We start from the raw sequence: 18392 nt of genomic DNA, 5'->3' as shown, positions 1-18392 counted from the left end.
TCGCCACTGGCCCCGGGCCGTGGGCATCTGGGTGGGGCATAGGGTGGCGGCGTGGCGGGACGTCGGGTGTGGGTGCCTTCCTGCGCGTACGACCTCGCGCGGAACCTCGGTGTGCTCCAGCGCGGCCCGGGCGACCCCGCGTTCCGCGTCGACGCGGACGGGGCGTTCTGGCGGGCCAGCCGGACCCCGGACGGGCCCGGGACCGTGCGGATCGCGCGGGACGGCAAGGGAGTCGAGGCCGCGGCCTGGGGGCCGGGGGCCGAGTGGCTGCTCGACCGGCTGCCCGCGCTCCTCGGCGCCGACGACGATCCGTCCGCGTTCACCCCGCGCCACCGGCTGGTCCACGAGGCGCACCGCCGGAATCCCGGGCTGCGGCTGATCCGGACCGGGCTGGTGCTGGAGTCGCTGATCCCCTCGATCCTGGAGCAGAAGGTCACCAGCGACGAGGCGTACCGGGCCTGGCGGTTGCTGCTCCAGCGCCACGGCGAACCCGCGCCGGGGCCGATGGAGCGCATGCGGGTCATGCCCGAGCCGCGCGCCTGGGCGCTGATCCCGTCGTGGGAATGGCACCGGGCGGGCGTGGACAGCAAGCGCTCGGCGACGATCCTGCGGGCCGTGCGGGTCGCCCGGCGGCTGGAGGAGGCCGCGGGCATGGACCTCGACGCCGCGTCGCGGCGGCTTCAGCTCATCCCGGGCATCGGCCCCTGGACAGCGGCGGAGACCCTTCAGCGCAGCAACGGCACCCCGGACGCGATCACGGTCGGGGATCTGCATCTGCCCCGCATCATCGGCTACGCGCTCACGGGTGAACGCGGCGCGGACGACGCGGCGATGCTGGAACTCCTCGCGCCCTACGCCGGGCAGCGGCACCGGGCGGCCCGGCTGATCCTGCTGTCGGGCCGTACGCCGCCCCGGCGCGCACCCCGTTTCGCGGTACGGGACTTCCGGGCGATGTAGCTACTGGTCCGAGGAGAACCGGACCGCGCCCGGCGGGATGTCCACCCCGCACCACACCCGGACCCCGTCGCGCAGTTCGTTGTCCGGCCCGACCAGCGCGCCGTCGCCGACGACCGCGCCGTCCAGCACCGTACGGGCGCCGACCCGGGCCCCCGCGCCGATCAGCGAGTCGCGGACCTCGGCGCCCTCCTCGACCACGGCGCCCTCCAGCACCGTGCTGCCGTCGATGCGCGCGCCCGCGCCCACCCGGGCCTGCGGCCCGATGACGGTGCCGCCGGTGAGCTTGGCGTCGCCCGCGACGGTGGCGGTGTCCAGGACGAGGCGATCGCCGCAGCGGCCCGGGACGGCCGGGGAGGGGGCGCGGCCGAGGACGAGGTCGGCGGAGCCGCGGACGAAGGCCTGCGGGGTGCCGAGGTCGAGCCAGTACGTGGAGTCGACCATGCCCTGGAGGTGGGCGCCCGCTTCGAGGAGCCCGGGGAAGGTCTCGCGTTCGACGGAGACGGGCCGGTCGGCCGGTATGGCGTCGATCACGGAGCGGTTGAAGACGTACGCGCCCGCGTTGATCTGGTCGGTGACGATCTCCTCGGGGGTCTGCGGCTTCTCCAGGAAGGCGGTGACCCGGCCCTGTTCGTCGGTGGGCACGAGCCCGTACGCGCGGGGGTCGCTGACCCGGGTGAGGTGGAGGGAGACATCCGCGCCCGCCCGGCAGTGGGTGTCGACGAGGGCTCGGATGTCGAGGCCGGTGAGGATGTCGCCGTTGAAGATGAGCACCGGGTCGTCGGGGCCCGAGCGCAGCCGGGAGGCGACGTTGCGGATGGCGCCGCCGGTGCCCAGCGGCTCCTCCTCGGTCACGTACTCCAGGTGCAGACCGAGGGAGGAGCCGTCGCCGAAGTACGGTTCGAAGACCTCGGCCAGATAGGAAGTGGCGAGCACGATGTGCTCGACCCCGGCGGCGCGGGCGCGGGCGAGTTGGTGCGTCAGGAAGGGAACGCCCGCCGCCGGGACCATCGGCTTGGGAGTGTGCACCGTCATGGGGCGCAGCCGCGTTCCCTTGCCGCCGACCAGGAGGATCGCTTCTGGCGTTGCTGGCGCTTTGGTCACGTAGTCTCTGCTTCCTGCTCTGGCTCCCCGTGGTCGGCGGCCAGTGTATGCAGAAGCCAGGACCGCGCCCTGTCAGCGCCCCTGGAGCCGGGCGGCTGTGCTGCGTACGGAGCCGAGCTTGCTGTACAGGCGCTGTCCGGGGCACTCGGTGGCGAGGCCGTCGCGGTGTCCGGAGATGACGCGCAGCTTCACCGGGACACCCTTTTTGTACTTGTTACCGCCACCGGACACCAGATACGTGGTGCCGCGTGGATTCCGGCCGAAGAGGCCGAGTTTCCACGCGGTGAGCTTGGCGAGGGCCCGCACGGCCTGGGCGGAGGGCTCCGTGTCGGAGTACGTGCCGAGGACGGCGATGCCCATGCTGTCCTGGTTGAAGCCGAGGGTGTGCGCCCCGAGTACGGCCTTGGTGACGCCTCCCGCGCGGCCTTCGTAGATGTTTCCGCACTTGTCGATGGTGAAGTTGTATCCGTAGTCGCGCCAGCCCATGCTCTGGACGTGGTAGCGGTAGATACTCCGCAAAACGGAGGGAACTTCCGCGCAGGTGTAGGTGTTGCCCGTCACGGTGTGGTGGACGAAGGCGGCCTTGAGGGTCTTGCTGTAGGCGTAGCCGCTCTCGCGGAGCGTCTCGTCGGCGCCCCATGCGGCGCGGGGGATGATGCGCGGCCGGGGCGCGGTGTGCCGGGCGGCGCCCGCCTCGCCCTGCCCGGCGGGGAGTTGGGCGGACGCGGACGGGCGCGGGGAGGGCTTGGCGGGCCGGGCCGCGGGGGACGCGACACCGCCGCCGGGGCGCGGGGCGCGGGTGGGATGCGGCTGCGGATGGCCATGCGGGGCGGCCGTGGGGTGCGGCTGCTGCTGTTGCTGCGGGTGCGCGTGCGGGTCCGGGTGTGCGTGCGGCTGCTGCTGCGGTTGCGCGTGCGGCTGTGATTGCGGGTGCGGCTGTGATTGCGGGTGCGGCTGCTGCTGCGGTTGCGCGTGCGGGTCCGGGTGCGGGGGGTTGGGGTGGGCCGGGGGCGGGGCGGGGGCGGCTCCGGAGTCGGCTCCGGGGTCGACGAGTTCGAGGCGCAGCCCGGCGGGCAGCTCGGCCGGTGCGGCACCGGCGGGCTCGGCGGCGCGCACGCGGGCCTGGACGCCGTCGGAGTCGCCGACCCACAGCGGGGCGGTGCCGCCGCGCGGACGCCCCGCGCCGCCGTCGGAGGCGTCGGGGGCGTCGTCGTGGTACGCCCGCAGGTCGCGCCAGGCGGACCACCGGCCGGTACCGGCGGCGCGGGTGCGCACCTGGACGCTGCCTGGGAGGTCGGCCGAGGCGTCGTCCCAGACGGCGCCGACGAGGGAGAAGGGGGTGACGTCGCGGGCGGCGAGCTGCCGGTCGCCGCCGGGTGCGGTCATGCCCCGGTCGAGCGGGAGCAGGGGCAGCGACTGGGTGCCGCCCCTGAGGTCGGCGCGGTCGGCCCGGGCCTGTGCGGTCCCCAGGGCGAACGGGAAGGCGAGGGCGGCGGTGCACACGACGCCGATCGAGGATGCAAGGAATCCACGCATGATGAAAATACTGTGCATATCGTGACAGAACTTTCCATTCGGACGCGCGGTGAGCGGCCGACCGGAACAGTCGCCCGCCCCCGCCGCCCCTCCGCCGAACGGGTGGGACGCGTACCCTTGCGCGGATGAACGCCACCGATCGCACCCCCGCCGACCTGCTGCGATCCGCGCTCGCCGCGGATCCCGCGCGTCCCCTGGTGACCTTTTACGACGACGCGACGGGCGAGCGCGTCGAACTCTCCGTGGCCACGTTCGCCAATTGGGTGGCCAAGACCGCCAACCTGCTCCAGGACGATCTGGCCGTGGCCCCCGGTGACCGGGTCGCCCTGCTGCTGCCCGCCCACTGGCAGACCGCGGCGTGGCTGCTGGCCTGCTCGTCGGTCGGGGTCCTCGCGGACGTCGGCGGCGATCCGGCCGCGGCCGATGTGGTGGTGAGCGGGCCGGACACCCTGGAGGAGGCGCGCGCATGCTCCGGGGAGCGGGTAGCGCTCGCCCTGCGCCCCCTGGGCGGCCGGTTCCCGCAGCCGCCGCAGGGGTTCGCCGACTACGCCGTGGAGGTGCCGAGCCAGGGCGACCGCTTCGCGCCGTACGCCCCGGTGGACCCGGACGCGCCCGCGCTGGCCGTCGGCGGCCTCGAACTGACCGGCGCGGAGCTGGTGGAGCGGGCGCGCGCGGACGCGTCCGCGCGCGGGCTCACGCCCGGCTCCCGGGTGCTGTCGGGGCTCCCGTACAACGGCTGGGAGGGGCTGTCGTACGGGCTGTACGCGCCCCTGGCGGCCGGCGGCTCGGTGGTGCTGTGCCGCCATCTGGACCAGTTGGACGAGAAGGGGCTCGTGGAGCGCCGGGAGAGCGAGCGCGTCACCGCCTAGGGCCCCTTCATCCTGCCCCGGCTCACGGCCCGGCCGTCCGTCTGACCCGTCCGGCGGACTGCCGGGCCGAGCCCGCGCGCCCCGGCGTGCACCCCGCGCGATGATCGACGGATACGTACAACCATGTGCGGGGTTCGCATGTCTGTCCCATTGATCGGCCCAGCACGCGACACCGCTCCTGTCCGCTGCCGGGCGGGACGCGGGGCGGGAGGACGCGGACGTGACGACTGACAGCCAAGAGCCGGCGCCGAGACCCAAGCGGCGGTGGCTGCGCTGGGCCGCGCTGGGCGCGACCCTGCTGGTGCTGTCGGCCGCCGGGACGGGGTGGTGGTTCTACGAACGCCTCGACCGCAACATCCGCACCGATACCCGGACCGCCGACGAGCTGCGGAAGTACGAGGCCGAGCGGCCGGTGTCGGTGGTGCGCGGCGCGCAGAACATCCTGGTGATCGGCTCCGACAACCGGGGCGGCAAGGGGAACGGCAAGTACGGCCGGGACACCGGCACCCAGCGCTCGGACACCACGATCCTGCTGCACCTCCAGGCCGGGGGGAAGAGCGCGACCGCCGTCTCCATCCCGCGTGACCTGATGGTGGACGTACCCGAATGCGACCGGCCGAAGGGCGGGGGCCGACTGGCGGCCCGGTTCGAGCAGTTCAACTGGGCGTTCGAGTTCGGCGGCGCGGCCTGCACGATCCGTACCGTCGAAAAGCTCACCGGGATCCGGGTGGACCACCATGTGATCGTGGACTTCGCCGGGTTCAAGAAGCTGGTGAACGCGGTCGGGGGCGTGGAGGTGTGCCTCACCGAGCCGGTCGACGACGACGACGCGCATCTGCGGCTGCCCGCCGGCCGTCAGGTCCTGCACGGCGAGAAGGCGCTCGGCTATGTCCGCGCCCGTTACTCGATCGGCAACGGGAGCGACACCGAGCGCATCGCCCGGCAGCAGGAGTTCCTCAGCTCCCTTGTGAAGAAAGTGCAGAGCAATGGTGTGCTGCTCAATCCGGCGAAGCTGTATCCGGTGCTCAGCGCGGCGACCTCCGCACTGACCACGGATCCGGGCCTGGACACCCTCAAGGATCTGTACGGGCTGGTGCGCGGGGTGCGGGACATCCCGCGTGAGAAGATCCGTTTCCTTACGATTCCGCGACAGCCGTATACGTACAACAAGAATCGTGATGAACTCGTCCAGCCCGATGCCGACCGGCTGTTCCGCCAACTCCGCCTGGATCGCCCGGTGTCGGTGACCCGCGCCGTCACGGCCGCGCACGGCGAGGATCCCAAGGGCGTGGACCGCGCTCCGTACGAGGGGACCACGGCGGCGCGTGACATCTGTCAGTAAAGACCGGCAATGGCGGGGGCCCTCACTCGTGAAGAATCTCGAAAGGATTGGGCAGATTGCCCAGTTGTAGGGAAGTGGAATTTGTCACCGGCGGCGCGTGACGCGGATCCGGGCGGATAGTGTGAGCGATCCGGTGCGCTCCGAGAGGTGACCGCGCACTGTATATGAAGACGGACCGAGCGCCTTGAGGGGGAGGCGCCCGCGTGGCACCGACGGAGGACACAGGCGACCGTGGACGCGCAAGGCCATGGGCGGGACGGTGACATCGACCCCGCCGATCAGTGGGTGTTCGACCCGAACACCGGCAACTATGAGCTGCGGCTGAACCCCGCTGGGGAGACGGCCTCGGCCGCCGAGCCCCACGCGGCCCCCAGAACCACGGGCCGCCGCCGCGCCCCAGAACCCGAGCCTCGGGGGCGCAGGCGGGCGGCGGGCAAGCGGGAGCCGGAGAAGGCGGCGACTCCCGCGAGCAGGCGCAAGCCGAAGCCGAAGAAGTCGAAGACGAAGAAGGCTCTGTACTGGGGCAGTGGCACCCTGGCCTTTGTGCTGGTCGGTGGCTCGGCCGCGGCGTACTTCGTCTATGAGCACCTCAACGGCAACATCAGCAAGGTCGACATCGGCGAGAACAACGCCGCGGTCACCGACGGCCCGATGAACATCCTGCTCATCGGCACCGACCGGCGCGATGGCAAGGGGAACGAGGGCTACGGTGACGCGGGTAGCGTCGGCCATGCCGACACCACCCTGGTCATGCATGTCTCCGAGGACCGGACCAACGCGACGGTGCTGTCGATCCCGCGCGACATGATCACGGACATCCCGGACTGCCCGACCAAGCAGGAGGACGGTTCGGAGAAGGTCATCCCGGGCGAGTCGGAGGCGCGCTTCAACACGAGCCTGGGGCAGGAGGGGCGCGACCCCGGCTGCACCATGAAGACGGCCGAGAAGATCACCGGGCTGGACATCACCCACTTCATGATGGCCGACTTCAACGCCGTGAAGTCGATGTCCACGGCGGTCGGTGGCGTCGACATCTGCCTCGCCAAGGACATCAACGACCCCAAGTCGCATCTGAACCTGAAGGCGGGCAAGCACAACGTCAAGGGCGAGCAGGCGCTGGCGTTCGTCCGGACCCGGCACTCCGTGGGCTTCGGCGGCGACCTGGACCGGATCAAGCTCCAGCAGCAGTTCCTCAGCTCCATGATGCGCAAGATGAAGGGGAACGGGACGCTCAGCAGCCCGAGCAAGATGTGGGGCCTGGCCAACACCGCCACCAAGGCGCTCACCGTGGACACCGGCATCGGCACCGTCGACAAGCTGGTCTCACTGGGGAAGGCGCTCGGCAAGGTCGACCTGAAGAACATGACCTTCACGACGGTTCCGGTCGTCGACAACACCGACGGAGCGACGGTGCTGCTCGACAAGACCAAGGCCGAGCCGCTGTTCTCCATGGTCCAGCAGGATGTGTCGCTGACCGAGGTGAAGAAGAAGGAGAAGGCGGCCAAGGACAAGCAGGCGGCGCGGCTCAAGGGCCCGCAGGCCGACGCGTCCGAGGTCCGGGCCAAGGTGCTGAACGGCAGCGGGCAGACCGGAGCCGCCCAGGAGACCCTGGAGTGGATGCAGAACATCGAGGGGATGCCGCTCACCAGCAACGGCGGAAACGCTCCGGCAGATCTTGAGAAGACCACTCTGGAGTACGCTCCCAACCAGGCGGACCAAGCGCGCAAGCTGGCCGACAGCATGGGGCTGCCCGCGTCCGCGATGAAGGAAGGCACCAAGGACGCCGCCCCCAGGGCGGAGATGACGCTGACGCTCGGCGCGGACTTCAAGGGCGCGGGCACTCCCATCTCCGCTCCGGCCAAGGCGCCGAAGGACATTCAGAAGGTCGAGGCCGACGACAAGAACGTCTGCGCCAAGTGACCACCCCCGGCCGTCGGAGCACCCTCGCCCATCGGTCCGGACGAGCACGGAAGTACGGGGAGGGGCCCGATGCGACAGAGCAGTGTGCGGGGGGAGGGACGGCGGCAAGCCGTGCCCGAACCCCGCAGCACCGGTGAGGATGACAGCCCGCCCGGAGCGGAAGGCCCCGCGCCCGACGGCGCGGGGCGCCGCGACGGCGGTGGGGGCAGCGACGGCGGCGGGGGCCGCGGTGGCGGTCGGCGCGCGGAAGCCAAGCGCGGCGGCCGGGCGTTACGGGTGGTGCGGTGGAGCGCGCTGGTGCTCGCCGTGCTGGTACTGGGCGCGGCAGCCGGCGGCTACCTGTACTACAACCACCTGAACGGCAATCTGAAGAAGGAAGCGCTCGACCTCGGCGACAGCAAGCTGGGCAAGCCCGAGCCGAACGCGGCGGGCCAGACCCCTCTGAACATCCTGCTCATCGGTTCGGACAGCCGTAACACCGCCGAGAACGTGAAGCTCGGCGGCGCCAAGCAGGACGCCGACCGCAAGCCGCTGGCCGATGTGCAGATGCTGGTGCACGTCTCGGCCGACCGCAGCAACATGTCGGTGGTCAGCATCCCGCGCGACACCCGGGTGACCATCCCCCGGTGCACCGACCCGGACGGCAAGCGCGTCTACCCGAAGACCGAGGCGGCGATCAACCAGTCGCTCCAGCACGGCGGTCCGGGCTGCACGGTGGCCACCTGGAAGGAACTGACCGGCATATACATCGATCACTTCATGATGATCGACTTCAGCGGAGTGGTCTCCATGGCGGACGCCGTCGGCGGCGTCCCGGTGTGCGTGAAGGGCAACGTCTACTCGCACGACAGCAAGGGCCATGGCTCGGGGCTGCGGCTGACCGAGGGCACCCACTCCGTGAAGGGCGTCCAGGCCCTCCAGTGGCTGCGGACCCGCTACGGCTTCGAGGACAACACCGACATCGGCCGGGCCAAGGCCCAGCACATGTACATGAGCTCGATGATCCGCCAGCTGAAGAAGGGCACCAAGCTCAGCGACCCGGGCAAGCTGATGGACCTCGCGGAGGCGGCCACCGACGCGCTGACCGTCGACCACGGCCTCGGCGACGTCAAGAAGCTGTACAACCTGGGCAACGACCTGAAGCGGGTGCCGACCGAGCGCACCACCATGGTCACGATGCCCTGGCAGTACAGCGCGGACGAGCAGTTCGTGGAGCCCAAGCCCGGGGACGCCGAGCAGACCTTCGCGCTGCTGCGCAACGACACGGCACTGGACGGCAAGGACAAGAAGAAGCCGGACCGGACCCCGGCCCCCACCGCGCCCAAGAGCGAGATCCCGGTCGTCGTGCAGAACGGCACCGCCTCCATGGTGTACGGGCCCGTCTCCGGCCGCGCCGGTGTGATCACCAATGAGCTCTTGCGGCTCGGCTACACCAAGGCCGCCGCGAACACGGTGCTCATCGCGCAGGCCGACACCACCGTGTCCTACCCGAACGAGGCCGAGCAGGGCGACGCGCTCGCCGTGGCCAAGGCCCTCGGGCTGCCCAAGAGCGCGGTGAAGTCCTCGAAGTCGGTGCAGGACGTGACCGTGGTGGTCGGCAACGACTGGCGCGCGGGCACCACCTACCCGAAGGCCGGGGCGACCGACGACGACAAGACCCCGGAGAGCGCCGACGCCCTCAACGGCGAGGACAAGAAGGCGTGCATGAAGATCAACCCGAACTACACGTTCTGAGCGCACGCCGAAGGGGCCGGACCATCGCGGTCCGGCCCCTTCGGCGTAGCCGTACTTCGTACGAGCGTGTCTACTGCGCCATGACCGCCGGGCGGCGGCTGGCGATGACCTTCTTGGCGAGCGAACGGGGGCTGGTCAGGAAGCCCCAGCCCCACGACATGTGCATGGTCGCGAGCGCGAGCGGAATCCGCACCCGGGCCCCCACCGGGAGCCCCTTCCCGGCCGGGAACGAGCCGGCGACGATGGCCGCCAGATAGCCGCCCGGGATCACGAAGCCCCACGGGGTGACGGCCGCGCCCACCACGGCGCCCGCCGCGATGGCCACCACGGCGGTCGGCGGGGCGAGGTAGCGCGCGTTGATCGAGCCCTGGTGGAAGCGGGCGACGACGTGCCGCCAGCGCCCGTAGTTCTTGTACTGCTTGGCCAGCGCCCGCACGTTCGGCCGGGGCCGGTACGAGACCTTCAGGTCCGGCGAGAACCAGACCAGCCCGCCCGCCTCACGGATCCGGAAGTTCAGCTCCCAGTCCTGGGCGCGGATGAACTCCTCGTTGTAGCCGCCCTGCTGCTCCAGCGCCTCGCGGCGGAAGACGCCCAGGTAGACGGTGTCCGCGGGGGCCGCCTCACCGCCGGTGTGGAAGGCGGCGTTGCCCACGCCGATCTTCGAGGTCATGGCGGCGGCCACGGCCTTCTCCCAGTCGTTCTCGCCCTCGGCGTGCATGATGCCGCCGACGTTCTGCGCGCCGGTCTCCTCCAGGAGCCGCACGGCGGTCGCGATGTAGTCGGGCGAGAGCATGCCGTGCCCGTCGACCCGCACCACCACGGGGTGGCGGGACGCCTTGATCGCGGCGTTCAGCGCGGCAGGGGTGCGGCCCGTGGGGTTGGGCACGGTGTTCACCCGGGGGTCCTCGGAGGCCAGCTGGGCGGCGATCTCCTCGGTGCGGTCCTCGGACGGGCCGACCGCGATCACCACCTCCATCTCACCGTCGTACTCCTGCTCCAGGATGTGCCGCACGGCGTTGCGCAGATGGCGTTCCTCGTTGAGCACCGGCATGATCACGGAGACGGCCGGGAGCTGATGCGGGGGCATGGCACCTCGGGGTTTCGGGGGCCGTGCCCCCAGGAGACTGCAGTAGCGGGGCCACGTTACCGCGAATGGCCGCACCGGAACGCGCCGCCCGGGTGGCACCGGGCGCTACGGGCGGCGTGGGGCGCCGGGACGCTCATCGTATGGCCCTACCGTGACAGCGGTCCCGACCCGCCAGCGCCCCGCCGGGGCCCGTTCACGGAGGTCTCCTTCGGTGAGTGCACCGGCCCGATCGACGCGCACACCCCGCCCCCGGTCCCGCTCCGGCCGCCGACGCCGCCGCTGGGGGCTGCGGATCGCCCTGTTCGTCGCGTGCCTGGTGCTGGCCGTCAGCGCGATCGGGCATCTGCTGGTGCGGGAGCTGGAATCCGGCATCCACCGGGTGGACGCCTTCGGCGGCCTGGACAACCGGCCGAAGAGCGCGGCCGGCGGCGTCAACTTCCTCGTGGTCGGCACCGACGGCCGGGACCGGATCACCCCGCAGGAGAAGGCGCTGTACCGGCTCGGCGGGGCGCCCTGCCACTGCACCGACACGGTCATCCTGGTCCATCTGTCGGCCGACCGCCGCCGGGCCTCCGTGGTCAGCCTGCCCCGCGACTCGTACGCCGTGATCCCCGCGTACACCGACCGCACCGGGAAGCGGCGCGACGCCCATCCGCAGCGGCTCAACGCCGCGTACGCCGAGGGCGGGCCCAGCCTGACCGTGCGCACCGTCGAGCACGCGACCGGGGTGCACATCGACCACTATCTGGAGGTCGACTTCACCAGCTTCATGAAGACCGTCGACGTGGTCGGCGGGGTGAAGGTGTGCACGTCCCGGCGGCTCAAGGACGACCACACCGGCCTCGACCTGCCGCCCGGCAGCCATGTCCTGAACGGCGGCCAGGCGCTCCAGTACGTGCGCTCCCGGCACACCGACGGCACCTCCGACCTCGGCCGGATCCAACGCCAGCAGCGCTTCCTGGCCTCGGTGCTCCACCAGACGACGGCGAGCGGCATCCTGCTGAACCCGGTGCGCTTCAACACCGTCGCCACCACCCTGCTCGGCTCGGTCCGCGCCGACCACGGCCTCGGCGCGGAGGACCTGATGTCCCTGGGCCGGGCCGTGAACGGCCTCACCCCCGCCTCCGCCGAGTTCGCCTCGGTCCCGGTGATCCTGCCGGGGAAGCGGCTCAAGGGCATCGGCTCCACGCTGCACTGGGACGAGCCCAAGGCCGCGCGGCTGTTCGACGCCATCCGCCAGGACCGGCCGCTGACCGCACACCACGCACGGCCCGAGGCCACCGTGGTCGACGTCGCCCCGCAGCAGGTCCGGGTCCACGTCCTCAACGGCACCGGGACGGCCGGGCTCGCCCGGCGCGCGGACCGGGCGCTGCACGCCACCGGCTTCGCCACCACCGGCTCCCCCGCCGACGCGGCCACCCAGGACCTGGCGCGCACGGTCGTCACGTACGACCCGGTCTGGAACCGCTCGGTGCGCACCCTGGCCGCCGCCCTGCCCGGCGCGCAGCTGAAGCCGGTACCGGGACAGGGCGGGGTGATGCAGGTCACGGTCGGCGCGGACTACAAGGATGTCCGCCCGGTGCGCACCGAGGACCCGCGCCGGGACCGCCCCGGCATCGAGGCCGTCACCGGCGACGAGGTCGCCTGCGCGTAGGGGTGCCGCTGACCGCGGCGCACTACGGCTCCTCGGGGGCCTCCGCGGCGCGCCGGGCGCGCAGCTCCTTGATCGCGCGGCGGCGGGCCAGCCGGTGGGTGCGGCGGATTTCGGCCTCCTGGTAGCGCCGCTTGTCGCGCTCGGTCTCCGGTATGACCGGGGGTACGGGGCGGGGCTTGCCGTCGGCGTCGACCGCGGCGAAGACCAGGTAGGCGCTGCCGACCTGGGTGGCGGGGGTGGATTCGTTCCAGCGCTCGGCCAGCACCCGCACGCCGACCTCCATGGAGGACCGTCCGGTCCAGTTGACCTGGGCCTTCACATGGACGAGATCGCCGACGCGGACCGGCTCCAGGAAGGCCATCTCGTCCATCGAGGCGGTGACCGCGGGGCCCTCGGAGTGCCGTCCGGCGACCGCCCCGGCGGCGTCGTCGACGAGCTTCATGATCACGCCGCCGTGGACGGTGCCGAGGAGGTTGGTGTCATTGCCGGTCATGATGTGCGACAGCGTGGTGCGCGAGGCGGCGGTGGGCTTGCCCGGAAGATCCACTTCGGCGCCCTGGGCCTGTTTGGTCATGCCGTCCACCATATGCGGACCACGTTCTTATCAGCTCTGCAACAGCCATGCCGCGATCCGGCACCCGCCCTGTAAGACAGCGGGTCCGACCAGGCACACTTCCCTGCATGAGCGAATGGCCCCAGGGTTACACCGGTGACCGCAACGACCGGTACGGACGCGGCAGCGGTAGCTCCCAGCCAGAGGGGGCCCGCTCCATGCCGCAGGTACGGCGGGCGGCGCCGGGTGGCGGCGGGCAGCAGCCCGCAGAGCCGCCGCTGCCCCCTGAGATGTCGCCGCGGGGGAACGTACCGCGGCCTTCACCGGGCTACGACGACTACGGCGGCCATGGCGACGACGGCTACAACACCGGACAGGTCTACGGCGGCGGCCGTGGTCCCGGCGGTCCTGGCAGCGGTGGGCGGGGCGGCCGTGGGGGCCGGGCGGGAGGACCTGTGAACTGGAAGCGCCGGATAACCATCGGCCTGGTCACCCTGGTCGTCCTCTTGCTCGCGGTCGGTATCGGCACCTACTTCTGGGCCGACGGCAAGCTCAAGCGCGACGTCGACCTCAGCAAGGTCGAGGACCGGCCGACCGGCGGCAAGGGCACCAACTACCTGATCGTCGGTTCGGACAGCCGTGAGGGCATGTCCGCCGAGGACAAGAAGAAGCTCCACACCGGCTCCGCGGAGGGCCGCCGCACCGACTCCATGATCCTGCTCCACGTCGGTGAGAACGGGAACACCATGGTCAGCCTCCCGCGTGACTCCTGGGTCACCATCCCGGCCTTCACCGGCTCGTCGAGCGGCAACCGGATCCCGGCGAGCCAGAACAAGCTGAACGCCTCGTACTCCTCCGAGGGCCCGCAGCTGCTCACCCGGACCATCGAGTACAACACCGGCCTGAAGATCGACCACTACGCGGAGATCGGCTTCGACGGCTTCGCCAAGATCGTCGACGGGGTCGGCGGGGTGGACATCAACATCCCGCAGGACATGAACGACAAGTTCTCCGGTGCCGACTTCAAGAAGGGCGAGCAGACGCTCGACGGACAGCAGGCGCTCGCCTTCGTCCGCCAGCGCCACGGCCTGGCCGGCGGTGACCTGGACCGCACCAAGAACCAGCAGCGGTTCCTGGCCGCGCTCGCGAACAAGGCGGCGACACCGAGCACGGTCATGAACCCCTTCAAGCTCTACCCGATGCTGGGCGCCGGCCTGGACAGCCTGGTCGTCGACAAGGACATGAGCCTGTGGGACCTGAAGGACATGTTCTTCGCGATGAAGAGCGTGTCCAACGGCGAGGGCAAGCAGATGAACATGCCCGTCTCCAACCCCGGTCTGCCCACCCCCAAGGGCAGCGCGGTCCAGTGGGACATGCCCAAGGTCAAGCAGCTGGTGGGCGAGCTGAAGAACGACGAGAAGGTCACGGTCTCCGGTAACTGACCGTTCCCCCGTCACAGACGACCGCCGCCGGGCCGAGCGCCCGGCGGCGGTCGTCTGTTAGGTTCGTCCCGCGCTACGGATTGAATCGGTTCAACCATCCGGGAAGGAACCGCACCACGATGACGTACCGCCCCGCCCCCGACCGCAGACGGCTCCTCCGCGGCCTCGCCCTCGCCGCAGCGACGACCGCCGCTTCCGCCGCCGTCCCGGCCGCCCTCGCCGCGCCCGCCACCGCCGCCGCGCCCGCCGCGCCCGCCACCGCCGCCGCGCCCGCCGCGGACCGCCGCCGGTGGACCCGGATCGCCCACGACGACTTCCGCCACGGCACCCGCCAGTGGGCCGCCGAGCTGGAGAGCGGCGGGACGGTACGGGCCAGGCACGGGGTGCTCGACGTCGACGTACCGGGCGGCGCCACGGTCTGGTTCACGCGCGAGCTGACCGGCCCGTACGTGATCGAGTACACCGCCACCCCGGTCGCGGAGGGCGGCCCCAACGACCATGTGACCGACCTCAACGCCTTCTGGAACGCCCGCGACGTCCGCTCCCCCGGCGATCTCTTCGCCACGACGCGCAGCGGCGCCTTCGCCGACTACGACCTACTGAAGACGTACTACATCGGCTACGGCGCCAACCTCAACACCACGACCCGCATGCGCCGCTACGTCGGCGAGGCGGGCAACCGCCCGCTGCTGTTCGACCTCACCGAGCCGCTGCTCACCCCGAACGCCCCGCACCGGGTCCGGCTGGTGTCCGCCGGGCACCGGGTCCAGTACTGGAGCAACGGCGCGCTGCTCTGCGACTACCGGGACCCGGAGCCGTACACCAGCGGCTGGTTCGGCTTCCGTACGGTCGCCAGCCACTTCCGCCTGGCGGACTTCTCGGTCTGGCGGCCGTAGCCGGGCGACTAGGCGAGCACGGCGTGGGCGCTGATCTCGATCTTCAGCGCGGGGCCGACCAGCGCGTTGACGCCGATATGGGTCCGGGTGGGCCGGTGGTCACCGAAGAATTCCATGTACACCGCGTTGACCTCGTCCTGGGCGGTCATGTCGGTGTTGTAGATGGTGACCTCGACGATGTCGGTGATCGTCCCCCCGGCGGCTTCGAGCGCGGTGCGGAGGTTGGCCAGACAGGCCCGGGTCTGGTCGGCGATGCCGTCGGGAACCCGGAGTTCTTCCTCGTCGTGCGGGTGCTTGTGGACCAGCGGGTAGGCGGTCGCGCCGGACAGCCATACGTCCTGGCCTCTCTTGGAGACGATGGCCGGGGAGAAGGGCATCTCGTCGGGGTCGGCCCCGGCGGTGACGAACTGCATGGTGAGACTCCTCTTCTGGGGTGGATGTCTTCGTGCGGTGGCCGAGGACGGGGCGGCGGGGCGGCTGAATCTCTCCGGCCGCAGGCCGAGCGCGCACAGCAGCCCGGCGAGGACGGACAGTGCGGAGAGTTGCAGCAGGCCCGCCGCCTTCCAGCTGGTCTGCTCGGCGAGCCAGCTGAGGACGTAGCCGGCGAACCCTGCCGGGATGTAGATCGCGGTGATGAACAGCCCGGAGGTGCGGCCTGAGAGGTCGGTGTGTACGGAGGTGATGAGGCAGCCGGCGAGGTTGACGAAGGCACCGGCGCTGAAGGCCGCGCCGAGGACGAAGGACCAGGCCGACTGCCACCACAGGGCGGCCGGGCCCGCGAAGAGGGCGGCCGCGGCGGCGGCGCTGAACAGGTAGCACCCGCCGAGGACCAGACGTGGGTCGTACCGGTCACCGAGGTAGCCGCCGAGGCTGGAGAGCATGGCGGCCAGACCCGCCAGGCCGACGGCGAACCCGGCTTGTCCGGGGCTGTAGCCGAGCTGATCGCGGAGGAACGTCGGGTAGACGCCGATGTAGGCGAATTCGATCAGGCCTCCGGCCACGGTGGCCACGGTGAGGGTGACGGTGTTGCGGTTCATCAGGCGTGTCGCACCGCCGATGTGGCGGGGTTCGGTGCCGGACTGTTCGCGGTTCTCGGTGAACCGGAGGCGGACGGTGGCCAGGACCACGAGTGCGGCGAGTATCCCGAGGGCGCCGAAGAGCAGCATCGGGACCCGCCAGGTGGCGTAGGCCAGCAGGTGTCCGCCGATGGCGGGGCCGATCAACGCGCCCGCGCCGAAGGCGACGTTGATGGTCCCGACGGCCGTGCCGCGGTAGCGGTGGAAGGCGGTCGCCGCGATGGCGAGGAGCGCGGTGAGCTGCATCGCTTCGCCGACGCCGGACAGGGTCCGCCACAGGAGCATGTCCCAGAACCCGGTGGAGACGGTGGTCAGGAGCGTGGCCACGGAGAACACCAGGGTGCCGGTCAGTACCAGGGTCCGGCGGCGGACGCGGGTGACGAGATGACCGGCCGGTATGCCGAACAGGCCCATGCCCAGGGCGAAGATGGTGGACTGGAGGCCCGCGTCCGCGGGGCTGAAGCCGTATTCGGAGCGGACGTCGGGCAGCAGGACGGGGAAGACCTGGCGGTCCATGGCGTTGACGATGTAGGCCGTGAGGAGGACTCCGAACATCGCCAGTTTCGTGGTCTGGCGGTGGCGATCGCGGATCGGAGCGCCGGCGACGATGGTTGCCATGCGGGGCCGTCCTATCGTGGTCTGCCGCCCGGTGTGGAGGTGCTGTGCCGCGCGGCCGCGGGGGCCGCGATGGTGGTGCTGAGGATGCCCAGGTGCGCGATCTCGACCTCGACGGTGTCCCCGGGCCGGAGGTAGGCGGGTTCGCTCATGCCCCAGGCGACGCCCTGGGGGGTGCCGGTGGCGACGAGGTCGCCCGGTTCCAGGGTGATGGTCCGGGTGAGGTCGGCCAGCAGGTCGGCCGGGCCGAACAGCATGTTGGCCGTGGTGTCGTCCTGCCGCACGGCCCCGTTGACGCGGGTGCGGATACGCAGGTTCCGCGGGTCGGGGAGGGCGTCGGGGGTGACGATCCACGGGCCGAGCGGGGCGTAGCCGTCCGCGCCCTTGCCGGTGAACCACTGGGTCCTGCTCTGCTGGACGTCCCGCGCGGTGATGTCGTTGCCGATGGTGTAGCCGAACACGTGGTCCAGCGCGTTGCCGGGGGTCAGGTGGCGGGCCTCTTTGCCGATGACCAGGACCAGTTCGCCCTCGTAGTCCAGCGCCCGGGTGAAGGCGGGATCGGCGACGAGGGTGCCGCGGTGGCCCAGCAGCGCGGTGCGGGGCTTGGTGAACCAGATGGGTTCGGCGGGCATCGTGACCGTCGTACGGCCCTCGGCGCGCGCACCCTCCGCCACGTGTTCCCGGTAGTTCTTGCCCACGCAGAACAGGTTCTTCGGCGGCCGGGGCAGCGGCGGCAGCCACACCGTGTCGTCCACGGCCCGGCCCCGGCCGGGGCTCCGCAGGGCGGCGGTCTCCTCCGGGGTCAGTGGGCGGGTCATGAGCGCGGAGACGTCAGTGGCGTCGTCCCGGCCGGGCAGTTCGCGCACCGGGGCCACGGTGTCGCCGGTGACCACGGCGGCGGAGGTGCCGTCGCCGTGACGGATGGTGGCGAGCCTCATCGGCGGTCCTCCGTCACGGCGAACAGCCGGGCCGGGGCGCCCTCGAGCTTTCCGAGCCGGGTGAAGGCGGGATAGACGGTCGCTCGGCGGCCGCCGAGCGCCCCCAGGTTGGTGGCGTGTTCCACCAGGTAGACCCCGGAACCGAGCAGGATCCGGTGCACCACGAACTCCTCGGACGTGAAGTCGTGGTTCCGCGCGCACTCCTCTTCGAAGAAGTCGAAGACCACCGCGCGCGGGCGGCGGGACGCGAGCCAGTACGCGGCCGATTCGGCCAGCCACGGGGAGGTCGTGTAGTAGTCGGGGAAGGTGCCCCACATCCTGTCCGACCATCCGGTGTGCAGCACGGCGACCTGCCCGGCCATGAGGCCCGGGTCGGCCTTGGCCAGGTCCTCGTCGGTGACCGGCTCCCCCGCGTTCGTATGGGTCAGGCCGAACAGGGCGGCCTCGCCGCAGATGTCGGACAGGGCCAGGTCGCTGGTGGTGCCGCCGTCCTCGTACACGTGCAGCGGGGTGTCGATGTGGGTGCCGAGGTGGATGGGCATCACCCGGGCGGTGCTCACCTGCCAGAACCCGGGGCCACGGTGGTGTTCTTCCAGTTCCAGGGTGAGGCTGGTCGACGGCGGGCCGGGGGTGCCGGCGGTCACCTCGACGCTGAGTTCGATCAGATCCATG

General features: G+C 71.4%; 15 protein-coding genes. 8 read left to right on the top strand and 7 right to left on the bottom strand.

What is annotated here, in order from left to right; translation table 11 throughout:
* The first annotated feature begins 51 nt into the window (after positions 1–51).
* The gene (locus tag ACH4TL_RS40330; RefSeq protein WP_398328614.1) at positions 52–957 is read left to right on the top strand and encodes a DNA-3-methyladenine glycosylase family protein; all 906 of its coding nucleotides are present in this window, start codon (positions 52–54) and stop codon (positions 955–957) included.
* Here the strand turns inward: ACH4TL_RS40330 and ACH4TL_RS40325 are convergent, their stop codons facing one another.
* A complete protein-coding gene (locus tag ACH4TL_RS40325; protein ID WP_398328617.1) occupies positions 958–2058 on the bottom strand; it encodes a sugar phosphate nucleotidyltransferase in 1101 nt (366 codons plus the stop codon). It abuts the gene before it with no gap.
* Between the two features lie 72 nt (positions 2059–2130).
* The gene (locus tag ACH4TL_RS40320) at positions 2131–3594 is read right to left on the bottom strand and encodes an N-acetylmuramoyl-L-alanine amidase (RefSeq protein WP_398328620.1); all 1464 of its coding nucleotides are present in this window, start codon (positions 3592–3594) and stop codon (positions 2131–2133) included.
* A 125-nt stretch (positions 3595–3719) separates the two neighbouring features.
* On the opposite strand from ACH4TL_RS40320, the gene ACH4TL_RS40315 reads away from it, so the two are divergent.
* From ACH4TL_RS40315 to ACH4TL_RS40300, 4 genes are all read left to right on the top strand, one after another.
* The gene (locus ACH4TL_RS40315; RefSeq protein ID WP_398328623.1) at positions 3720–4463 is read left to right on the top strand and encodes a TIGR03089 family protein; all 744 of its coding nucleotides are present in this window, start codon (positions 3720–3722) and stop codon (positions 4461–4463) included.
* A 220-nt stretch (positions 4464–4683) separates the two neighbouring features.
* Positions 4684–5805, top strand: coding sequence for an LCP family protein (locus ACH4TL_RS40310; RefSeq protein WP_398328626.1), 1122 nt, complete (start codon positions 4684–4686; stop codon positions 5803–5805).
* Between the two features lie 231 nt (positions 5806–6036).
* Positions 6037–7725 carry an LCP family protein gene (locus ACH4TL_RS40305; protein ID WP_398328629.1) on the top strand — a complete coding sequence of 563 codons (1689 nt, stop codon included), beginning with the start codon at positions 6037–6039 and terminating at the stop codon, positions 7723–7725.
* A 69-nt stretch (positions 7726–7794) separates the two neighbouring features.
* Positions 7795–9459 (top strand): LCP family protein, encoded by a 1665-nt coding sequence (locus ACH4TL_RS40300; RefSeq protein ID WP_398328632.1) that lies wholly within the window; start codon positions 7795–7797, stop codon positions 9457–9459.
* Between the two features lie 70 nt (positions 9460–9529).
* Here ACH4TL_RS40300 and ACH4TL_RS40295 read toward each other — a convergent pair whose 3' ends face one another.
* A complete protein-coding gene (locus ACH4TL_RS40295; protein WP_398328635.1) occupies positions 9530–10546 on the bottom strand; it encodes a glycosyltransferase family 2 protein in 1017 nt (338 codons plus the stop codon).
* A gap of 211 nt (positions 10547–10757) precedes the next feature.
* Between ACH4TL_RS40295 and ACH4TL_RS40290 the strand changes: the two genes are divergently transcribed.
* Positions 10758–12200, top strand: a complete 1443-nt coding sequence (locus ACH4TL_RS40290; RefSeq protein ID WP_398328638.1) for an LCP family protein — start codon at positions 10758–10760, stop codon at positions 12198–12200.
* A 22-nt stretch (positions 12201–12222) separates the two neighbouring features.
* On the opposite strand, the gene ACH4TL_RS40285 is transcribed toward ACH4TL_RS40290, so the two are convergent.
* Positions 12223–12786 carry an acyl-CoA thioesterase gene (locus ACH4TL_RS40285; RefSeq protein ID WP_398328641.1) on the bottom strand — a complete coding sequence of 188 codons (564 nt, stop codon included), beginning with the start codon at positions 12784–12786 and terminating at the stop codon, positions 12223–12225.
* A 95-nt stretch (positions 12787–12881) separates the two neighbouring features.
* Between ACH4TL_RS40285 and ACH4TL_RS40280 the strand changes: the two genes are divergently transcribed.
* Together ACH4TL_RS40280 and ACH4TL_RS40275 are read left to right on the top strand one after the other, a co-directional pair.
* Positions 12882–14195: an LCP family protein gene (locus ACH4TL_RS40280; RefSeq protein ID WP_398328644.1), complete on the top strand. Its 1314-nt coding sequence runs from the start codon at positions 12882–12884 to the stop codon at positions 14193–14195.
* 119 nt (positions 14196–14314) lie between these two features.
* Positions 14315–15091, top strand: a complete 777-nt coding sequence (locus ACH4TL_RS40275) for a DUF6250 domain-containing protein (protein ID WP_398328647.1) — start codon at positions 14315–14317, stop codon at positions 15089–15091.
* A gap of 8 nt (positions 15092–15099) precedes the next feature.
* Here the strand turns inward: ACH4TL_RS40275 and ACH4TL_RS40270 are convergent, their stop codons facing one another.
* Genes ACH4TL_RS40270 through ACH4TL_RS40260 form a run of 3 tightly spaced genes read right to left on the bottom strand, consistent with a single transcriptional unit; the run spans position 15100 to position 18391 of the window.
* Positions 15100–16785, bottom strand: coding sequence for an MFS transporter (locus ACH4TL_RS40270; protein ID WP_398328650.1), 1686 nt, complete (start codon positions 16783–16785; stop codon positions 15100–15102).
* 11 nt (positions 16786–16796) lie between these two features.
* Positions 16797–17720: a fumarylacetoacetate hydrolase family protein gene (locus ACH4TL_RS40265; RefSeq protein ID WP_398328653.1), complete on the bottom strand. Its 924-nt coding sequence runs from the start codon at positions 17718–17720 to the stop codon at positions 16797–16799.
* The gene (locus tag ACH4TL_RS40260; RefSeq protein WP_398328656.1) at positions 17717–18391 is read right to left on the bottom strand and encodes a cyclase family protein; all 675 of its coding nucleotides are present in this window, start codon (positions 18389–18391) and stop codon (positions 17717–17719) included. The genes ACH4TL_RS40265 and ACH4TL_RS40260 overlap by 4 nt, the downstream gene beginning before the upstream one ends.
* Position 18392 lies beyond the last annotated feature (1 nt).

It is taken from the genome of Streptomyces sp. NPDC021115 (assembly GCF_044333065.1).
Lineage (GTDB): Bacteria > Actinomycetota > Actinomycetes > Streptomycetales > Streptomycetaceae > Streptomyces.
Note: the sequence above shows the minus strand (reverse complement) of the source record. Positions and strands in the feature narration are given on the sequence as shown.

Coding starts and splice junctions, on each gene's coding strand:
- ACH4TL_RS40295 (WP_398328635.1), bottom strand. CDS start 10,546: ATGCCCCCGCATCAGCTCCCGGCCGTCTCCGTGATCATGCCGGTGCTC.
- ACH4TL_RS40300 (WP_398328632.1), top strand. CDS start 7,795: ATGCGACAGAGCAGTGTGCGGGGGGAGGGACGGCGGCAAGCCGTGCCC.
- ACH4TL_RS40315 (WP_398328623.1), top strand. CDS start 3,720: ATGAACGCCACCGATCGCACCCCCGCCGACCTGCTGCGATCCGCGCTC.
- ACH4TL_RS40260 (WP_398328656.1), bottom strand. CDS start 18,391: ATGGATCTGATCGAACTCAGCGTCGAGGTGACCGCCGGCACCCCCGGC.
- ACH4TL_RS40285 (WP_398328641.1), bottom strand. CDS start 12,786: ATGGTGGACGGCATGACCAAACAGGCCCAGGGCGCCGAAGTGGATCTT.
- ACH4TL_RS40265 (WP_398328653.1), bottom strand. CDS start 17,720: ATGAGGCTCGCCACCATCCGTCACGGCGACGGCACCTCCGCCGCCGTG.
- ACH4TL_RS40280 (WP_398328644.1), top strand. CDS start 12,882: ATGAGCGAATGGCCCCAGGGTTACACCGGTGACCGCAACGACCGGTAC.
- ACH4TL_RS40275 (WP_398328647.1), top strand. CDS start 14,315: ATGACGTACCGCCCCGCCCCCGACCGCAGACGGCTCCTCCGCGGCCTC.
- ACH4TL_RS40270 (WP_398328650.1), bottom strand. CDS start 16,785: ATGGCAACCATCGTCGCCGGCGCTCCGATCCGCGATCGCCACCGCCAG.
- ACH4TL_RS40320 (WP_398328620.1), bottom strand. CDS start 3,594: ATGCGTGGATTCCTTGCATCCTCGATCGGCGTCGTGTGCACCGCCGCC.